The organism is Undibacterium sp. Di24W (genome assembly GCF_049340325.1).
Taxonomy (GTDB): Bacteria; Pseudomonadota; Gammaproteobacteria; order Burkholderiales; family Burkholderiaceae_D; genus Undibacterium.
The window spans coordinates 57,492-74,975 of record NZ_JBMPOP010000003.1; the positions used below are offsets into that span (position 1 = coordinate 57,492).

General features: G+C 44.6%; 18 protein-coding genes. 15 read left to right on the forward strand and 3 right to left on the reverse strand.

Annotation, left to right across the window (positions count from 1 at the left end; translation table 11 throughout):
* Positions 1 to 163 precede the first annotated feature (163 nt).
* From ACO0KZ_RS06575 to ACO0KZ_RS06625, 11 genes are all read left to right on the forward strand, one after another.
* Complete coding sequence (locus ACO0KZ_RS06575; RefSeq protein WP_422993985.1) at positions 164 to 1,381, forward strand: multidrug effflux MFS transporter; 1,218 nt, start codon at positions 164 to 166, stop codon at positions 1,379 to 1,381.
* 395 nt (positions 1,382 to 1,776) lie between these two features.
* Positions 1,777 to 2,787, forward strand: coding sequence for a porin (locus ACO0KZ_RS06580; RefSeq protein ID WP_422993987.1), 1,011 nt, complete (start codon positions 1,777 to 1,779; stop codon positions 2,785 to 2,787).
* A gap of 218 nt (positions 2,788 to 3,005) precedes the next feature.
* Entirely contained in the window at positions 3,006 to 3,545 is a 540-nt protein-coding gene (locus ACO0KZ_RS06585; RefSeq protein WP_422993989.1) for a DUF3016 domain-containing protein, read from the forward strand.
* Positions 3,546 to 3,806: 261 nt separating this feature from the next.
* Complete coding sequence (gene trmB, locus ACO0KZ_RS06590; RefSeq protein ID WP_422993991.1) at positions 3,807 to 4,571, forward strand: tRNA (guanosine(46)-N7)-methyltransferase TrmB; 765 nt, start codon at positions 3,807 to 3,809, stop codon at positions 4,569 to 4,571.
* Between the two features lie 116 nt (positions 4,572 to 4,687).
* The gene (locus ACO0KZ_RS06595) at positions 4,688 to 5,860 is read left to right on the forward strand and encodes an MGDG synthase family glycosyltransferase (RefSeq protein ID WP_422993993.1); all 1,173 of its coding nucleotides are present in this window, start codon (positions 4,688 to 4,690) and stop codon (positions 5,858 to 5,860) included.
* Positions 5,861 to 5,945: 85 nt separating this feature from the next.
* A complete protein-coding gene (locus tag ACO0KZ_RS06600; RefSeq protein ID WP_422993995.1) occupies positions 5,946 to 6,437 on the forward strand; it encodes a hypothetical protein in 492 nt (163 codons plus the stop codon).
* Positions 6,438 to 6,713: 276 nt separating this feature from the next.
* The gene (locus tag ACO0KZ_RS06605; protein ID WP_422993997.1) at positions 6,714 to 7,145 is read left to right on the forward strand and encodes a GntR family transcriptional regulator; all 432 of its coding nucleotides are present in this window, start codon (positions 6,714 to 6,716) and stop codon (positions 7,143 to 7,145) included.
* A 107-nt stretch (positions 7,146 to 7,252) separates the two neighbouring features.
* Complete coding sequence (locus ACO0KZ_RS06610; RefSeq protein WP_422993999.1) at positions 7,253 to 8,209, forward strand: TraB/GumN family protein; 957 nt, start codon at positions 7,253 to 7,255, stop codon at positions 8,207 to 8,209.
* Positions 8,210 to 8,280: 71 nt separating this feature from the next.
* A complete protein-coding gene (locus ACO0KZ_RS06615) occupies positions 8,281 to 9,147 on the forward strand; it encodes an ABC transporter ATP-binding protein (protein ID WP_422994001.1) in 867 nt (288 codons plus the stop codon).
* 10 nt (positions 9,148 to 9,157) lie between these two features.
* Positions 9,158 to 10,597, forward strand: a complete 1,440-nt coding sequence (locus tag ACO0KZ_RS06620) for a hypothetical protein (protein WP_422994003.1) — start codon at positions 9,158 to 9,160, stop codon at positions 10,595 to 10,597.
* Between the two features lie 70 nt (positions 10,598 to 10,667).
* Positions 10,668 to 12,152 (forward strand): hypothetical protein, encoded by a 1,485-nt coding sequence (locus ACO0KZ_RS06625; RefSeq protein WP_422994005.1) that lies wholly within the window; start codon positions 10,668 to 10,670, stop codon positions 12,150 to 12,152.
* Between the two features lie 54 nt (positions 12,153 to 12,206).
* Here the strand turns inward: ACO0KZ_RS06625 and recQ are convergent, their stop codons facing one another.
* The 3 genes from recQ to ACO0KZ_RS06640 all read right to left on the reverse strand — a co-directional run bounded on the left by recQ (position 12,207) and on the right by ACO0KZ_RS06640 (position 15,233).
* Positions 12,207 to 14,042 (reverse strand): DNA helicase RecQ, encoded by a 1,836-nt coding sequence (gene recQ, locus ACO0KZ_RS06630; protein WP_422994007.1) that lies wholly within the window; start codon positions 14,040 to 14,042, stop codon positions 12,207 to 12,209.
* A gap of 10 nt (positions 14,043 to 14,052) precedes the next feature.
* Positions 14,053 to 14,892 carry an undecaprenyl-diphosphate phosphatase gene (locus ACO0KZ_RS06635; RefSeq protein WP_422994009.1) on the reverse strand — a complete coding sequence of 280 codons (840 nt, stop codon included), beginning with the start codon at positions 14,890 to 14,892 and terminating at the stop codon, positions 14,053 to 14,055.
* 116 nt (positions 14,893 to 15,008) lie between these two features.
* Complete coding sequence (locus ACO0KZ_RS06640) at positions 15,009 to 15,233, reverse strand: YkgJ family cysteine cluster protein (RefSeq protein WP_422994851.1); 225 nt, start codon at positions 15,231 to 15,233, stop codon at positions 15,009 to 15,011.
* On the opposite strand from ACO0KZ_RS06640, the gene ACO0KZ_RS06645 reads away from it, so the two are divergent.
* The 4 genes from ACO0KZ_RS06645 to ACO0KZ_RS06660 all read left to right on the forward strand — a co-directional run bounded on the left by ACO0KZ_RS06645 (position 15,160) and on the right by ACO0KZ_RS06660 (position 17,460).
* Positions 15,160 to 15,312 carry a hypothetical protein gene (locus ACO0KZ_RS06645; protein WP_422994874.1) on the forward strand — a complete coding sequence of 51 codons (153 nt, stop codon included), beginning with the start codon at positions 15,160 to 15,162 and terminating at the stop codon, positions 15,310 to 15,312. The genes ACO0KZ_RS06640 and ACO0KZ_RS06645 overlap by 74 nt on opposite strands.
* Before the next feature lie 217 nt (positions 15,313 to 15,529).
* Complete coding sequence (locus ACO0KZ_RS06650) at positions 15,530 to 16,174, forward strand: TetR/AcrR family transcriptional regulator (RefSeq protein ID WP_422994011.1); 645 nt, start codon at positions 15,530 to 15,532, stop codon at positions 16,172 to 16,174.
* Positions 16,175 to 16,444: 270 nt separating this feature from the next.
* Positions 16,445 to 17,095: a protein-L-isoaspartate O-methyltransferase family protein gene (locus ACO0KZ_RS06655; protein WP_422994013.1), complete on the forward strand. Its 651-nt coding sequence runs from the start codon at positions 16,445 to 16,447 to the stop codon at positions 17,093 to 17,095.
* A 41-nt stretch (positions 17,096 to 17,136) separates the two neighbouring features.
* Positions 17,137 to 17,460 carry a rhodanese-like domain-containing protein gene (locus ACO0KZ_RS06660; protein WP_422994015.1) on the forward strand — a complete coding sequence of 108 codons (324 nt, stop codon included), beginning with the start codon at positions 17,137 to 17,139 and terminating at the stop codon, positions 17,458 to 17,460.
* Positions 17,461 to 17,484 lie beyond the last annotated feature (24 nt).

A 17,484-nucleotide genomic window follows, 5' to 3' on the forward strand; every position in this document is an offset into this window, starting at 1 on the left:
TAGCGATACTAGTGTATTGCTGTGCTTTGTGCCTTGTACTGCATTTCTATAATGGAATTTACATATTGCTGGTTTGCTTCAAATTTTTAGATGGAGACCTTGAGTGTGGTGAGTTGCCTAGTCCCATTTAATTGAAGTGTTAAAACGTTGATGAAAGTACTGCATGCATTCCAAAATTAAACTCAGTAACGCCGGTCTGGCGACTCTGCTTGCCGCCTTGTCCATGTTGGGGCCGTTTTCGATTGATGCTTATTTGCCGGCATTTGCGTCGATACAGGCTAGCTTAAATACCTCGTCGATTGAGGTACAGCAAACCTTAACTGCATATATGCTGTCGTTTGCGGTGATGACTTTGTGGCATGGTGCTTTGTCGGATTCGTTTGGTCGTCGTAATGTCGTGCTGGTCGCCCTGGTGGTATTTGCGATTGCTTCATTTGGTTGTGCCTCGGCGCATAGCGTGCATTATCTCTGGGGCTTTCGCATTATGCAGGGTGTTGCTGCTGGCGCTGGGATGGTGATAGGCCGGGCGATTGTGCGTGATCTATACTCGGGTGCGCCTGCGGAACGATTGCTGTCGTTGGTGACGATGATCTTTTCGATTGCACCGGCGATTGCGCCGATTATCGGCGGTTGGGTGGTTTCTCATTCGGATTGGCGTACGATTTTCTTGCTGCTGTTTGCTTATACCGTTGTGCTATTTATTAGCTGTTATAAATTCTTGCCAGAGTCCTTGCCTGTCGAGAAGCGGCAGCCTTTTAATGTCGAGTTCTTGTGGCGTAGTTATGGTGATGTATTTAAGTCGCCAGGTTTTCATTTTATGGCAGGGACCATTGCTTGTAATTTTGCTGGGATATTTCTGTTTATCTCTTCGGCGCCTGCGTTTGTCACGCAACATTTGAAACTTGATGCACAGAGCTTTGGTTGGCAGTTTGTGCCTATGGTCGGCGGTATTTTTTTGGGCTCATTGGCTGCCAATCGTTTGGCTGGGCGCTTGACGATTCCTAAGCAGATCAGTATTGGCTTTATGTGTTTGATGGGCGCTGCTACGGCAAATGTTTTGTTTCATTTCTTTTCAGCACCGATGTTGCCTTGGTCGGTTATACCTTTGTTTTTCTATGCCTTTGGTATGTCTATCGTGTTTCCAGGCGCGACTTTGATGGTACTGGAATTGTTCCCAAACATTCGCGGTATCGTTGCTTCCTGTCAGTCCGCTTCCGTTACTTTACTTAGTGCATTTGTGGCTGGTGTGATGGCACCAGCGCTGGACCATTCTGTGTTGTCGTTGGCCTTAGGTCAGTTTGGTTTTGCATCCATGGGTTTGATACTTTGGTATAGTGGTCGTGCTTATCAACGTGCGCGTAGCCGTGCAGGACATCAATAGAATGCGATGTGTTGTTCGATAAGTAAAGTCTCTACTTTGCGCGGGAATGTTTTTAATAAGGCAAAGAATTGCTGCGTTGCGGTATTTTGTTGGTGATCATGTTCTGTGTAAATGTCACAATTTATGACACAGTTTTTGTTTGTCATCACTTCTGTCATAATTACAAAGCTGAATCCAGCTATCATTCACGACTTATCGGTTTTTCACTGGTATTAGACTTTGATTAAAAAATTAAACAACGTCATCAAGTTGTCATTTTTGATGGTTACACTGCGCACTGTCATTGGATCGCTGTGTTGGTTCAAGGCTTCAAAAAAGACTTGTAGACCGTTTTTGCCGCAGGTTTTTATGCACTGCAGCAAAAAATAATTTTTTAATTTTCTGGAACGTAAACTATGAAAAAATCAATTCTTGCACTGGCACTGTTGGGTGCATTCTCTAGTGCTGCTATGGCGCAGTCTTCTGTCACTATCTACGGCATTATTGATGCTGGCGTGGCATACAAAGATGCAGGTGCAGGTAAGCTCACGTCCTTGGATAGTGGTTTGAATTCCACATCACGTCTGGGTTTCAGAGGTACAGAAGCTTTGAGCGGTGGTTTGAAAGCAAACTTCAATTTGGAAATGGGTTTGAAATCAGATACAGGCGCAAACGATGCAGCTATTTTTGCACGTGGCGCATGGGTAGGTTTGTCTGGTGAAGATTTTGGTTCTGTGAACTTTGGTCGTCATAAGTCTTTGACTTACATCTACGGCGCACAAATCGATCCATTCATGGATGGTTTGTTAGGTAAAACTGATCTGATGTTCAAGATCAACAACGTACGCGATAACTCTATCACTTACACATCAAATAGCTTCAGTGGCTTCTCAGTTGCTGCTCAATACGGTTTCGGTGAAAAAGCAGGCGATGCAACGGCAAATCGTGTTACTAGCGTTGCTGCTTCTTACATCAATGGCCCATTGAACGCAAATATCGTTTGGGATCAAATGAAAGATGCGAACGGTAATTTGGCAATCGGCGGCGAAAAATTGTTGGCTGGCGCTTCTTACGATTTGGGCAAAGATTTCTACGGCGTTAAATTGAATGCTATGTACGAAGAAATCAAAGGCTCTACTAGCTTGACTAACTTGAAAGAAACCAAAGAACAGTTGTACGTTATTGGTGGTTCAATCAAAGCAGACGCGAGCACATTTATCCTCAGCTACACTGATTCCAATGTAAAAACGAGCGTGAATGCAAATTCTAGCCGTATCGCTTTGGGTTACACTTATGATTTGTCTAAGCGTACTAACTTGTACGCATCAGTAGCAAACGTTAAAAACGAAAAATCAGTCAAAACCTTGGCTGATTTGAACGGTGCAACTGCACGTTTGTTCAACGTTGGTATTCGTCATAAGTTCTAAGCAAGTGACTAAGTGAGAAACTAAGGGTAATTCTCCTTAAGTTTTTGCTAAAAATAAAAACTGCCTGTGCAAATTTGCCAGGCAGTTTTTTTATGTCAAAAATTGTCGGAAGAATGCGGGTAATTTGTGAGTAAAGTGTACAAACGCTTGTTTCTAAAAATGATTGAACTACAATGCAGGCACTAGTTTCATTTTGTTTTGTAATGTGAGGTGTCATCATGAAAAAACTTTTATTGAATTGCTTTTCTACATGCGTGTTTTTGGGAGCATTTTCCGGCGTTGCTCACGCAGGAGAGGCCAAATTAACATGGGGAAATCTGGATAATTTCAGTGATATTAGCCCCGGCTATGAAATGAAAGATGCTTTTCGTGAGCGTTTAATGAAAGAGTTTGGTTTGGTTTTTTCAAATTTTGCGAAGAAGCTGCCTGATGGGTATCAGTTAGATGTGGCGGTGAGTGACGTTGATTTGGCCGGTGATGTGCGGCCTAATATGTCGTCTGCCAATCAGATCCGATTTATGACTTCAATTTATTGGCCACGTATGAAGTTTCATTATGAATTGCGTAACGAAAAAAATGAGGTAGTCAGTGTTGGCGATGAAGAGTTGCGCGATATGGATTATCTTGGTCGGGTGCGCATACCATCTGGACATACCAGTTTTGAGTACGAAGAAAAAATGATATCGGATTGGTTTAGAAAACAAACAAATGCAGGTGTGTTTCCATCCAAAGACTTGAAAGCTGTCGCAGCAAAGTAATTATCGATAGGTTTTGGAAGAAATTAGCTTATAAAGGCTGATCTTTTAGTGGGTTGGCCTTTTTTTATTACACTCATAACAATCGGCTAAGTTTGCCAATTGTCCCTGAAGCCACGTAAAATGGCGCCTTTACGAAGTAAGCATGCTTTAATTGGGCTGAAGTAAGTTGAAATTGGCTCAAGTAAGCTAATCAGCCTAATGAAGCAATTAGCGTAGGCAGTCATTGCACATTTACTTCATTCACCTTCCTTCTATTCGATTATGTCCACAGATAAACCACATGCAGACGTGCGAGCGGCTGACAAAGATGCTCTGGCTGAAGAAATACATGAGCCGCGCAAATCACTTTTTTATGATCCGACAGAGCATCGCATCCGCAGTTTCGTAACACGCGCTGGGCGTTTGTCTGATGCGCAGGCAAAAGCGATAGCGACACTGGGGCCTAAATTTATGATCCCCTATCAAAAATCTTTGCTGGATGTCGATGCTGTATTCGGACGTCATGCACCGACGGTATTTGAAATCGGTTTTGGCATGGGCGAAACCAGCGCAAAAATCTCTGGTTTAATGCCAGAGAAAAATTTCATTGGCGTTGAGGTACACACGCCAGGTGTTGGTAGTTTGTTGAAATTGACCGATGCTGCGGGTTTGCAAAACCAAAGGATCATCCAGCACGATGCGTATGAAGTATTGACTAATATGATTGCACCAGCATCTTTGGCTGGCGTGCATGTGTTCTTTCCTGATCCTTGGCATAAGGCGCGCCACAATAAACGTCGCTTGATACAAGGTCCTTTAGTCGCCTTGCTCGCATCGCGTTTGCAAGTCGGTGGCTATCTGCATTGTGCTACCGATTGGGAGGAGTATGCGGTGCAGATGTTAGAAGTGCTGAGTGCTGAACCGACTTTAAAGAATACAGCAGATGGCTATGCACCGCGCCCTGATTATCGTCCAGTAACTAAGTTTGAAAACCGTGGTTTGAAACTGGGACATGGTGTTTGGGATTTGGTATTTGAGAAGAAGTAAGTTTGCTTCTTTATAGCTGATGTGGGTGTATTTTGATGGCGTGCCTCGATAGTATCGCTCTCGCATCAGCCTCCTGTCACAAGCCTGTCATGTAGTCTTTGTAATATCTGGCACATATGGCAGATATTCTAGAACCCGCAGGTAAAAAAATCCTCATACTCAGTGTTTCCGCAGGTGCCGGGCATGCCCGCGCCGCCGAGGCGATACGCGCCTATGCTGCGCTACACGATCCTGTTAGCACCGTCATTCATCTTGACGTAATGGATTATGCGACGGCAGGTTTTCGCAAAATCTACACAGATTTTTACATCAAGCTCGTCAATAAGGCCCCGACTTTGTGGGGTTATCTGTATAACTTCACTAACGAAGCAAAACGCGATAGCAGCATCGAGCAATTGCGTCGATGTTTGGAGCGCTGGAATGCGAAAGCACTGTTGCGCGAGATAGAAAAATTTCAGGCAGATGCGATTATCTGTACACATTTTTTACCTGCCGAGATGTTGGCTCGATTAATCGCTAGGAAAGAGTTAGCTTGTCCGGTATGGGTACAAGTGACTGATTTTGACTTGCATAGAATGTGGGTGCATGAAGGGATGACGGGCTACTTTGCAGCGAACGAAGAAGTCGCGTTTCGTATGCGTGCCCATGGTATCGCAGCTCAGCAGATTCATGTCACAGGAATTCCTATTGTGCCCGCTTTTACGCAAGTTCTAGACCGAGCGGTTTGTGCGGATGAACTTGGCTTAAGTCCAGATAAATTGACCTTTATGCTGATGGGTGGTGGTGCGGGCTTGGGTAATATGGAAGTGCTTGCCCAGCACTTGCTCAGCATGCGATGTGATGATGAAGACAGCGATGCAGCATTTCAGTTGATCGTGTTGACTGGCAAGAATACGCAAGCCTTACAGGCATTGCAGCAACTCGCAGAAAGCTATCCGCAACGTTTATTTCCGTGTGGTTTTACGACGCAAGTCGAGCGCTTAATGATATGTGCGGACGTGATCATTACCAAGCCAGGTGGGTTGACGACTTCTGAATGTCTGGCATTGGGCTTGCCTATGATAGTCAATGCGCCGATTCCCGGACAGGAAGAACGCAATGCTGACTATGTGATGGAGCAGGGCGCTGCGCTCAAAGCGGTCGATAGCCTCGCTTTAGAATTCAGATTGCGCGAGCTGATTGCGCATCCAGAAAAACTGCAAGCAATGCGAGCGCAAGCGCGACGCTTGGGGCGTCCACATGCGGCGCAAGCGGTATTTGAACGAGTGATTGCTGATCTTTCCAAATAGCCGGCTAAGCGCTATGTAATTACTTGGGCGGTCATTTGAATCTAGCAAAGTGAAATCAATAAAATCAGCACTAAGGATAGTTGCGATGCGCACAGCACACATGAATTGGAAAGGTTTGTTTTTGACCGTATTTTGGGTCAGTCTGATGGCGATATTTTTCGCTCAGGTTGAGATACAAATCGAGGGCGGTGCAGGTTGGGCGACCAGTTTACCAACTTGGCGACTCGAACAACATTGGTTGCTCGATATTTTTTGGGGCGGGCGTGCCATGACCGGCTATCACGCTTGGATGTTTCCATTCATCGCAATGATTTTTCACTTACCATTTTTCTTTTTACAAACGTGGAATTGGCGCTTACAGGCTCGTGCTTTGGCGTGCATTATGTTGTTCTGGATCGTGGAAGATTTTCTTTGGTTTATGTTAAATCCGGCGTTTGGCTGGCAGCGTTTCAATCCGGTGGATGTGTTTTGGCATAAGCAATGGTGGTGGGGTGCGCCTAAGGATTACTGGACTTTTTCTGTGTTAGCAATTGTTCTGTTTTGGTTTTCTTTTAGGGATCGCGTGAAATCCACTTAGTATGCTTGGCCGGTTCTTTCTAACATGGGCAGGTTCCTATGTTTCAATCGAATCGAGCCGTGATTTCAGACCACTGGCAGTCAGCGCCCAGAGTTTTTACACTTTCTTCTTTCCTATTTATGGCCTGCTTCGTGCCAGACCTGGCTTGAACCGACGCACGTCGTAGCCGACTTGTGCGCGTCCCAGTCATTTCAAGTTCTTGCTAAAAAATAACACTTGAAAATTCAAATATACTGTATTAGTATATGCATACAGTGAATTCAAGAAGACGTTCTTATGGCAATAAATCGAGATTTATCTCCTGATATTTTTCAAATCGCAACAGGCAGTAGTGAGCCTATTTATCGACAAATGGTTGAGCAGTTGCGTCGTCAAATCTTGGGAGGGCAAATTAGCGCAGGGGATGCCATGCCATCGGTGCGAGAGGTGGCGACCGCTTTAGGGGTTAATCCTATGACCGTGTCAAAAGCCTATAGCTTGCTCGAAGGTGATGGTTGGCTAGCTCGTCGTCGCGGGCTAGGCATGGTGGTTGCCGAACGCGAATCACAGTTTGCTTTGGCTGAATCGCGTCTTGAACTGATACGCCCTAGCTTGCAAAGAGTCGCCATCGAATCGCAGCAGTTGAAATTGCAATCCGAAGCGGTATTGCAGTTATTTTCAGAAATTTTAGTTGGTGACAAGGGTGACGTTAATTCGGCGACGAATTAATTTTTGTGTGTTTTGTTATCGGTTTGCCGTGTTTGCGGTGTTTGCTTTTGGGTTTGCTTTAATTTGTTTTTAAATTTTTTTAAATTCATTAAATTCTTAGGAAAATCATGATCTCTATTTTTCAACATATCTGCATCACTATCTCAAAATTTCTGGTGATGAGTTTCTTGGGTTTGTTTGCCTTCTTGTCTTCTGCTGCGCATGCAGAAACGCGGGTCACGACCAATGACAATAAAGCGATAGATGCCTCTGCATCTGCGACTCGCGGCCTCTTGTTTGAAATTAAATCGGGCAAAAATGTTGCCTATTTATTCGGCTCTATCCATATCGCTAAAGCGGATTTCTATCCTATGTCGCCCAAGGTTGAAGCGGCTTATTCGCAGGCCGATACGGTCGCGATAGAAGCTGATACGTCCGATGCACAGGCGGTGCAAGCCATGATGCCTAAACTAAGTTACGCAGCGCCAGATAAGTTAGAAAATCATATTACACCCACTACTTGGAATAGCATGAAAAGTGTATTTGGGCCGGCAACCGAGCAAATGCAAGGGTTTAAACCTTTTGTCGTCACTTCCGCATTGGCAATGCAAGTCGGTATGCAAATGGGTTACGACCCAAAGCAAGGTATTGACCTGCATTTTATTAATCGCGCAAAAACAGATAAAAAATCACTAGTGGAGTTAGAGAGTCTCGATTTTCAAGCCAGTATCTTAGGTGGTTTATCGGATGAAGATGGTGATGCTTTGCTCTCGTCCACGATAGAGTCCTTAAAAAATCGTGAATTTTTTAGAGACTTAACAAGTATAGAAATGGCCTGGAAAGCGGCTGACGCTGATGGCATTGCAAAATTATTTGTCGAAGCAGCCAACAAAGACGCCGCATCCAAAAAAATGATGAAGCTGCTGATGGATGATCGCAATGAAGGTATGGTCACGAAAATTAATAGCATGATGACGAGCGGCAAGAAGCTGTTTGTCGTCGTTGGTGCTGGCCATTTAGCTGGCGAGAAAAGTGTGGTCGATCTTTTGAAAAAACAAGGTTTGGAAGTGAAGCAGATTCGTTAATTGAGAAGGCATCCTTACCCCCTCAATAAACTTCATTTGTTTGAACATGATTAGAATAATTAGGACATCGTATGCACGCACCGATAAGTATTAAAGGTTTGAGTAAGCAATTTAAACCACAAAGGGTTTTAAAAAATCTGGATTGGGAAGTGGAGGCGGGTAGTATTGTGGGCCTTTTAGGGCGCAATGGTGCTGGCAAGTCCACCTTGATTGAATGCTTATTGGGTCTGCGTGACGCAGAACCTGAGAGCGAAGTGCGATTGTTTGGCGACGATGTCCGCCATTTATCTGAAAGTACCAAAGCAAAAATTGGCTACGTGCCGCAAACCAGTGATTTGTTTGAATGGCTGACACCGCGTCAGATGTTGGCGTATTTTAAAGCTTTGTATCCACACTGGAATGATGCAAAAGTTGATAATTTGATGCAGCGCTGGGATCTGCCTTACGACAAAATTATCAGCAAATTCTCCGGTGGACAGAAGCAACGTTTATCTATCATTAGAGCCTTGGCGCATGATCCTGAACTATTGATTTTAGATGAACCGGTTGCCAGTCTCGACCCGGCTGGTCGTCGTGATTTTTTACGCGAAATTGTGGATAGTGTGATCGATCAAAATACGACCATCGTGTTTTCTACCCACATTCTGTCTGATCTGGAACGCGTTGCAATGAAAGTCGCTTTTTTATCGAATGGCAGAATTGTCCATCAACAAATGCTGGATGACTTGATGGAGGTGAGCTTACAGGTGACTGGGCCATCGGCCATCGTTACACAACTTGGCCCGCAAAAAACTTTGCAAAGCACCATTTTGAATGACGGTAATACGCGTCTGTTGGGACAGTGGAGCGAAACACAATGCGGTCAAATCATGGCGCGCAGTGATCTGAAAGTCGAACGATTGAGTCTCGAAGACTTATTCATAGAAATGACAAGATAAGTTAATACTCATGAAACCGATATTTCATATTTGGCTGGCACCCTTGTATTCTCGCTGGAATTTAGGGGACAAGAAATCCTTGTTAGTGTGGATCTCGATTCTTCCACTCTTGGGCTTACTGATTGGAATTGCGATCGTGTTAGCAGGTGATGGCAAGAAGTCTTGGATAATCATTCCCGCTGCATTTGCTATCGGAGTCGCGTTGATTTTAGGAATGCTTGTTTTCTTCTGGGCTATTTTACTGATACTTAATATTGGCACACAATTTTCCCCAATCAATGCGCATTTAGTGCCCGGTTTTACGCGGCATTTAAAGAGAGCGTTAGCAATACCCGTGCTGTTGTTGCCTGTCATTCCGTATCTTGTTTTGGGCTTTGCCAAATCGTATTGGGTGCCATCCCTGTGGTTTTTATTTGTATTGGTTTTGCTTGGCTATACGTGCAGCATTCGAGTTCGATGGTTACTGCTTATACCGATTGTTATGATGTTTCAATTAGATCGTTTGTTGCACCTTCATTCGGTCTTTTTGTCGCAATGGTCGAACACTAGCTTGTTTCTCTATAGCGTCTTATTAGTATTGGCTGGATTTGTAATTACCTACACCATGCTAACTTGGGCATTTGCGTTTCGTGGTGATCCTTTATTCAAGTCAGCGAATGCTTACCGAGGTCGATTCTCTAGCATCAACGGGGCTCAGCTTGGTAATGGACGTTTCATGTTTCCCCAGTTTTTCTTTGCGAGTTTTCAGCGGGTATTCACGCGAGGCGATGTTGCAAGCCGAGCACTCGCCTTTAGTGTGGGACCCAATGCTCATTGGAGTCGACATATACCGATTATTTTTTTGATGAGCTTGCTCTTGTGGCCATTGTCGATGGTTTATCAACGTCATTCGTCAAATAGAGATACGAACGATATTTTGCTTTTATTGTTTTGTTTTATGACTTATGTGTTACTACCATGCGCGACGGTATATGGTATTCATCAAGCGATTTATCGTAATCAAAATGCACAAAAAGTGGTAAGTCTCACCAGTTTTGCCGGAAGCAGCCTAGATCAAACAAGGTATTTACTTCGATATTTGTTGCTGCAGTTTTTGATAGTTTGGTTTGCTTCTTTGTGTGTGTTTTCGATTTTGTCGTTTGTGTTTTCTTTTAGTACCATGGTAGTGATACCAACAGTTTTGGGAATTTTTTCTATTTTGCCGATGGCGGCGTCCTTGATCAAGAATCATGCGTCAACCAAATCATCAAGCGACTCCCATCTTTTCTCTTGGTTTTTTGTTTGTATCTTTGGGTTTGCGATGGCGTCGTTTTTGCAGTGGCACTTACCTTCTACTGTGGTTTGGCCCTGGTGCGCTCTCTTGCTTTTCTTGTCAGGTGTCCTGTTGTATCTCCGCTGGGAAATAGTGAAAAAAGTGCCAGTGATTTTTCCGGTTGGACGCGCTTGTTAGTGAGAGTTTTTAAGATGCAAGTTTGGCAGTTAACATTAGAAAATAAAAATATTTCGATAGAGATCGCAAAATGAAAAAAATCCTGACTATTTGGATGCAGCCTATCTATGCTCGCTTGAATATGGAGAGCAAAAAGTCGCTATTTGTTTTGCTAGCATTGTTCCCAGTTGCCGGGCAGGTGATTGCTGGTTTATTGCTTCTATCGCGTCCAGATAAATTTGAAACGAGTTATTTTTTGATCGCCTTACTCATGAGTTTGGCGGTCTTGCTCGCTGTACTTTTTATTTCTTGGTTTGTGGTTTTAGCGCAGAATATCGCTTTGCAATATTCGCCGGCGAATGCTCGCTTGGTACCGAACGTATCGCGAATTTTGAAACTGGCTTTGTGTATTCCAATTGTCACTATCGCCTCCTTGGCATCGGGCTTAATGTTTGTGGTGGCGCAGAAATTTTCATTTTTTCCAGCTTTTATCAGCGTATTCATATTGAGTTTTTTGGTGCTGATATTCCGTAGTTCTTGGATTGTTGTTCCGTTTATTTTGTGCTTTCAGATACCCTCCATCCTTAAACATTTCGATGTGAAGGCTGTAGATAAATTATTTGCTGAAAATCTAGGCGTTTCATTTGAAAGTGTGCTGCTCTTCTCATCAATTTTTATCTTGTGGGCGACACTGCATTGGATATTTTCGATACGCGATGAGGCACTATTTAAATTGCAGGAACGCAGTCATATACTCAGAGATGCAGTCAGTGGAAAGAAAATAAATGAGAACAAAATTTCTATGGGGTTTGCCACACCTTTTCTGATGTGGATGGGTACTTGTGTCGCAGGCTGTGCTTCGTCCATCAATGGTCGCAATGCGACACTCAAACTTAGCCCATTTGCGCTAGGTCCGCGCTTGCATTGGAGCTCGCCTATGCTGCAGATGATTATTATCGTCGTGCTTTGTAGTTTGTCTCTGTTCTTGGTTAGTTTGTTGATCTCTGGTGATGGAAAAGATCTGCTCTCAGGGATGTCAGCTTCGATGGGCGGTCTAAGTTTAATTATGTTGCCTTTTATCTTTTGTGGCATGTTATTTTCCACTTTGTTTCAGACGAAGACAGAGCAAGCGTTGGTTTGTCTGGCCCCTGGTAGTGGTGCTCAAGATATGCGAGATAGAATCATGATGAGTTATCTTTTGCGACAGTTCCTTATCCTGTTTATTTGTAGCATTTTGTTTGCTGTATTGATGGGATATTGGGTAATGCAGAACGACAAAGAAAGCAAAAAATCGATTGCGGGTATCGTACTTTTGCTAAGCTGTTTTTTTCCTATGATCTTGGTATTGACTAGGCAGCATGCACGCATGGAGAGTATTGCTGACCATCCACTTCTTAAATCTTTTGTCGTATGCGCATTGCTTTTTACGGCTGGCTTGGTGATGATTTTTTATATGCCGTTGAGCCTAACTTTCGTCTTTTGTGGCTTGGTCTTGTTGATGACCGCAATTCTATTTGCACGTAATAAACGTCTGCAATTTTCGCGGCCTATTTTTCCTGTCGGGCGTGCTGTTTAGGTCGATTTGAGTGATTAGGTGAAGTTGGTGTGAGCTTGATCGTGGTTGCGGCGCTTATAAAAACTCGGCAATCAATTTGATTAATTCTTCGCCATAGCTTTCTAATTTTTTTGCACCGACGCCGGTAACACCACGTAAGTCATCAAGTGATCGTGGTTTGGCTTTGGCGATTTCACGCAAGGTGGTGTCGTGGAAAATGATGAAGGCGGCGGTGTTGTGGGCTTTGGCAGTTTCGACGCGCCACCAGCGTAGGCGCTCAAAGATCGCTTGCTCACTATCAGATAGATTCGCTTCAGAGAAATCTTTGGCGGATTGGCGTTTATGTTTGACTGCTTTTTCCGCTTTCTTGTACTGGCGTAGCTGTATTTTGGTTTCGCCACGTAATACTGCGCGTGATTCTTCAGTCAGTTTGAGCGAACTGTAATTCTCATAGTCGACCGCGACCAGACCGAGCGCTATCATCTGACGCAACAGCGCACGCCATTCTGCTTCGCTTTTATCTGAACCAATTCCATATGTGGAAAGCTGGTCATGACGCCATTGCTTGACACGTTCGGTATCAATACCACGTATCACGTCGATGACATGTCCTGCGGCGAAGCGTTGATCAACACGATAGATCGTTGAAAGTATTTTTTGTGCCGCAACCGTGCCATCAAATGAGCTTGGGGGCAACAAACAAGTATCGCAGTTGCCGCAGGGCTGAGATGCTTGTCCAAAGTAATCGAGGATGTGAACGCGACGACAGTTCAGCGTTTCGCATAAACCCAACATAGCATCTAATTTGACACCTTGTACACGTTTGAATGTTTCGTTCGCTTCAGACTCATCGATCATGCGACGCTGTTGCACCACGTCTTGCAAGCCGTATGCCATCCAGGCATTTGCACTCGCGCCATCACGTCCGGCGCGTCCGGTTTCTTGGTAATAACCTTCGATACTCTTAGGCAAATCTAAGTGGGCGACAAAGCGTACGTCAGGTTTATCTATGCCCATACCAAAAGCGATGGTGGCGGTCATGACGATGCCATCTTCACGCAGAAAACGCGCTTGATTGCGATAGCGATCAGATTGCTCCATGCCTGCATGATAGGGCAGCGCAGTAATCCCATTTTCATTCAGGAATTGGGCCGTCTCCTCGACTTTTTTGCGTGACAGGCAATACACGATGCCGGCATCGCCGCTGTGTTGCGCGTTGATGAAGTCGAGTAATTGCTTGCGACCATTGGCTTTCTCTACGATTTGATAGCGGATATTGGGCCGATCAAATGAGGAAACAAACTGCATCGCATTTTCTAACTGCAGGCGATGGATAATTTCATCGCGCGTTTGTTGATCTGCAGTCGCGGTCAAGGCTATTCTTGGCACATCGGGAAAACGTTCGTGTAGTACCGATAGCTTGATGTATTCGGGACGGAAATCATGTCCCCATTGCGATACGCAATGGGCCTCGTCAATCGCAAACAATGCTAGTGGCGTAACACTTAGCAATTCTAAACAGCGTTGCGTCATTAAACGTTCTGGCGCGATGTATACCATATCGAGCTCGCCTTCGCGCATCATGCGTTCTATACGCATGGCCTCTTCAAAACTCTGAGTCGAGTTGAGAAAGGCTGCACGGACGCCGACTTCGGCGAGCGCATCGACCTGATCTTGCATCAAAGCGATTAAGGGCGAAACCACGACGCCGACACCGTGCCGTATCAGTGCTGGAATTTGGTAACAAAGCGACTTACCACCACCTGTTGGCATTAAGACTAAGGCATCGCCGCCGTTGACCACATGATCAACGATTTGCCCTTGTTGCGAACGAAAAGCGGGATAGCCAAAAACAGTCTGCAGAAGGTGCAGAGCCTGATCTTGTTCTGGCGTCGTAGCAAGCTGGATCACAATCTTGAACCTATTCCGCCCAATGAATTACGCCGGTGTAGGCGGTAACTAAAATCATGCAACCAAAGGCGATGCGATACCAGGCAAAGACATTGAAATTATGCGTGCTGACATAGCGCAACAACCAACGTACGCAAAAGAAGGCTGAGATAAATGCAGCAATTGTCCCTAAGCCGAACATTGGGATATCGGCGCTGGAAAGTTCATTGCGTGCTTTGTACAAAGAATAGACCGTCGCGCCCAATAGAGTGGGAATCGCCAGGAAGAAAGAAAATTCAGTCGCCGCTTTACGTGACATGCCAAACCACATTCCACCGATAATAGATGCGCCAGAACGGCTGGTGCCTGGGATTAGCGCTAACGCTTGTGCCAGACCAATCTTCAAAGCATCGCTGACACGCATATCATCGACGGTTTCTAGTCTTGGTGTTTGTTGAGCGTTATTTTGTTGATGTCGGCGCTCTGTCCACAAGATAATGATGCCACCTAAAATGAATGCGAGTGCCACAGGCACTGGTTTGAATAGATACGCTTTAATTTGTTTGCTAAATAATAGACCTAGAATAGCAGCAGGTAAGAACGCGACGAACACATTGAGTGCAAAGTTCTGCGCTTTACGATCATGGCCAAGACCTCTGACGACACTAATTATTCGTTGGCGATACTCCCAACAGACGGCAAAAATTGCACCCGCTTGTATGACAATTTCAAACACTTTTACTTTTTCACCGGTGAAGTTCAACAAGCTACCCGCGAGTATCAAATGACCTGTAGAGGAAATTGGCAAAAATTCTGTGAGACCCTCGACGATCCCCATGATAATGATTTTGACTGCGAGTAGTAAGTCCATAACGTCCTGAATATTTGAAAATTGGAAAATCTCCGAAGGCACGAAGCTTATCATGGTAGGCACAGCCTTAGCCTAAAATCATCCAGAAAATGAGTGAGCGTCCGTGCTTGCGGCGCTTAGATTATTGAAAGCTTTTTGAGATCCACAGGCGCTGTAGATTGTTCCAATTCTTTTAGCCAGAGCAATGCGTAAGTGCGAGTATCACCGCACATTTCCTGAGATGCTTGCAATCCTGAACAGCAGGGCGGCCGTTCAGGTTGGCCAAAGATGGCACAGCGCAGGTCTTCCATCAATTGGATGCAAGGAATTCCTGCAGGCTTTCCTTCGGGCATACCTGGTATAGGGCTGGTGATGGATGGCTCAATGCAACAGGCAGCGCAATGTGGGCGACATTCTTTATTTTTCATCAGCGTATTGTAAACCGCCCACTCTTGATTTAGGTTTGGAAAGCGCAATCTTAGTTCTAGTCAGCAAGTCGGCTTCAAAAAAGTGAAACCTAATTTTTTTATAGCAGACATGCGTATACATTGTTTTGATATGCAGCGCTAGACATAGCTCGACCAAAGCTTGACCAAAGTGAGCATAGCGCTTACATTACTGACTCTGGAGTAAGTTAATTTGATGGTGTGTTTTTAATATGATGTCATGCCCTTTTAAGCCGCGCTGGGAGCGACGTAAAGATGCTCGTCCGCAGGAGTTGTTGGATGCGGCGCTCGATCACTTTGTGGCGCGAGGATTTGCGGCTACCCGTTTAGATGATGTTGCCAAGTCAGCTGGCGTCTCAAAGGGTACTCTATATCTCTATTTTTGCAGCAAAGAAGAATTGTTTAAGGCTGTGGTGCGCGAATCTATCGTGCCACTGATTGGCGAAGCGGAAGAGGTGATTGAACAATTTACTGGCACCAGCGAAGATTTATTTCGTAATTTGATGCGAACTTGGTGGGACAATGTCGGTGCGTCAAAACTGTCAGGACTTCCTAAATTGATGATGGCTGAGGCCGGAAATTTCCCAGAACTCGCGCGGTTTTATCAAGAAGAAGTCGTGGATCGGGGTGAAAATTTGGTTGCAAATGTCCTAAAGCGCGGTATTGTGCGTGGCGAAGTACGTCAGTTAGACTTGGAAATCGCACCGAGAATGATTACTGCTCCGATGATTATGATGATGATGTGGAAACACTCGAGTGGTGTTTGTAAAGTCGAGGAAAGCAAACTACCTGCTTATCTGGAATATTACATAGACATGGCATTGCGCAGTATTCTGATTGAAAAAACGCAGGCCTAATTGATGAACTTTGACGAAAGAACGGTTTTGCCGTAGTTTTGAGTAGGTTTTTCTTAAATTATTGTGTGATTACAAGGTAATAACTGATTTAAGTACGCAGTTTTTAGCAAATATGGATGTAAATGCTTCTTTTCATTGCGTGCTTTGATAAAATGCAGTTTCTTTTTTGGGCTTCACCTGAGTAATTCTCTTGTGGTGGTAAATGTACAAGGGAATCGACAAAAGACTTATGGTGACCTTTGACAACCAATGCAAGTGAGTAAATTGACCATGAACATCGAACAAGCCCGTTTTAATATGATTGAGCAGCAAATTCGTCCAACCAATGTGAGTTCACCAGCGGTGTTGGAGTTGCTCAGTATAGTAAAACGTGAAGACTTCTTCCCCTTAGCACAAAAGAGTTTGGCTTTTTTTGATACTGGCTTGCCGCTTTTTCCTGGTATTGTTTCTTTGACTCCAAAATTAGAAGCACGCATCGTTCAAGAAGTCGCGGCGAAAAAAACAGATTCTGTATTGGTGATTGGAGCAGATACAGGTTATCTTGCGGCGATGTTGGGATATCAGGCGCGTCACGTTACCGTGATGGAAGCAGTGCCGGAAATTCGTGAATTGGCACAAAATAATATTACTAAAAATGGCATTCGTAATGTCGATGTGCAGTGGGGCGACGCCATGCAAGCAGATACATTTGCTTCATTTGACGTAATCGTCGTAACGGGATCGTTAGAGTCTGTGCCGCAATCTTTGCAAGAACAACTTAATGTCGCTGGTCGTTTATTTGTCGTTGTTGGCAATGAACCAGTGATGACCGCGCAGTTAATCACACGCGAGTCGGAGTTATTCTTTAATACGACGAAATTATTTGAAACATCGATTCCGCGTCTGTCTCAGGTAGCGCCAGCATCGACATTCAGTTTGTAATTTCTTCAGAATAACACTTTCGTTTCGATAGAAAAGTACTTATGCAACACGTTACAGCACTCGAGTTAGCACAATGGTTAGCTGATTCCTCAAAAAAGGCGCCATTTTTGCTCGATGTTCGGGAACCTTGGGAGTACGAAACTTGTCATATTCCCGAGTCGCAGCTCATACCTATGCATACGGTACCATTGGAGTTTGAGCAGTTAGATCGTGAAAACACGATTATTTGTATTTGTCATCATGGTGGGCGCAGTATGCAAGTAGCACATTTCCTCGAGAGAAATGGCTTTGATCAAGTTGTTAATTTGACCGGTGGAGTACATGCGTGGGCATTGCAGGTTGATACCTCAATGGCTACATATTAGGGCAGTCTTTAGTGGTGCTACTGA

What these genes read in the sequence shown, in the direction of transcription:
- ACO0KZ_RS06655 (WP_422994013.1), top strand. Translation starts at nt 16,445, where the DNA reads ATGAACATCGAACAAGCCCGTTTTAATATGATTGAGCAGCAAATTCGT.
- ACO0KZ_RS06610 (WP_422993999.1), top strand. Translation starts at nt 7,253, where the DNA reads ATGATCTCTATTTTTCAACATATCTGCATCACTATCTCAAAATTTCTG.
- ACO0KZ_RS06605 (WP_422993997.1), top strand. Translation starts at nt 6,714, where the DNA reads ATGGCAATAAATCGAGATTTATCTCCTGATATTTTTCAAATCGCAACA.
- ACO0KZ_RS06635 (WP_422994009.1), bottom strand. Translation starts at nt 14,892, where the DNA reads ATGGACTTACTACTCGCAGTCAAAATCATTATCATGGGGATCGTCGAG.
- ACO0KZ_RS06575 (WP_422993985.1), top strand. Translation starts at nt 164, where the DNA reads ATGCATTCCAAAATTAAACTCAGTAACGCCGGTCTGGCGACTCTGCTT.
- ACO0KZ_RS06595 (WP_422993993.1), top strand. Translation starts at nt 4,688, where the DNA reads ATGGCAGATATTCTAGAACCCGCAGGTAAAAAAATCCTCATACTCAGT.
- ACO0KZ_RS06620 (WP_422994003.1), top strand. Translation starts at nt 9,158, where the DNA reads ATGAAACCGATATTTCATATTTGGCTGGCACCCTTGTATTCTCGCTGG.
- trmB (WP_422993991.1), top strand. Translation starts at nt 3,807, where the DNA reads ATGTCCACAGATAAACCACATGCAGACGTGCGAGCGGCTGACAAAGAT.
- ACO0KZ_RS06615 (WP_422994001.1), top strand. Translation starts at nt 8,281, where the DNA reads ATGCACGCACCGATAAGTATTAAAGGTTTGAGTAAGCAATTTAAACCA.
- ACO0KZ_RS06585 (WP_422993989.1), top strand. Translation starts at nt 3,006, where the DNA reads ATGAAAAAACTTTTATTGAATTGCTTTTCTACATGCGTGTTTTTGGGA.
- ACO0KZ_RS06650 (WP_422994011.1), top strand. Translation starts at nt 15,530, where the DNA reads ATGATGTCATGCCCTTTTAAGCCGCGCTGGGAGCGACGTAAAGATGCT.
- ACO0KZ_RS06600 (WP_422993995.1), top strand. Translation starts at nt 5,946, where the DNA reads ATGCGCACAGCACACATGAATTGGAAAGGTTTGTTTTTGACCGTATTT.
- ACO0KZ_RS06625 (WP_422994005.1), top strand. Translation starts at nt 10,668, where the DNA reads ATGAAAAAAATCCTGACTATTTGGATGCAGCCTATCTATGCTCGCTTG.
- ACO0KZ_RS06580 (WP_422993987.1), top strand. Translation starts at nt 1,777, where the DNA reads ATGAAAAAATCAATTCTTGCACTGGCACTGTTGGGTGCATTCTCTAGT.
- ACO0KZ_RS06645 (WP_422994874.1), top strand. Translation starts at nt 15,160, where the DNA reads ATGGCACAGCGCAGGTCTTCCATCAATTGGATGCAAGGAATTCCTGCA.
- ACO0KZ_RS06660 (WP_422994015.1), top strand. Translation starts at nt 17,137, where the DNA reads ATGCAACACGTTACAGCACTCGAGTTAGCACAATGGTTAGCTGATTCC.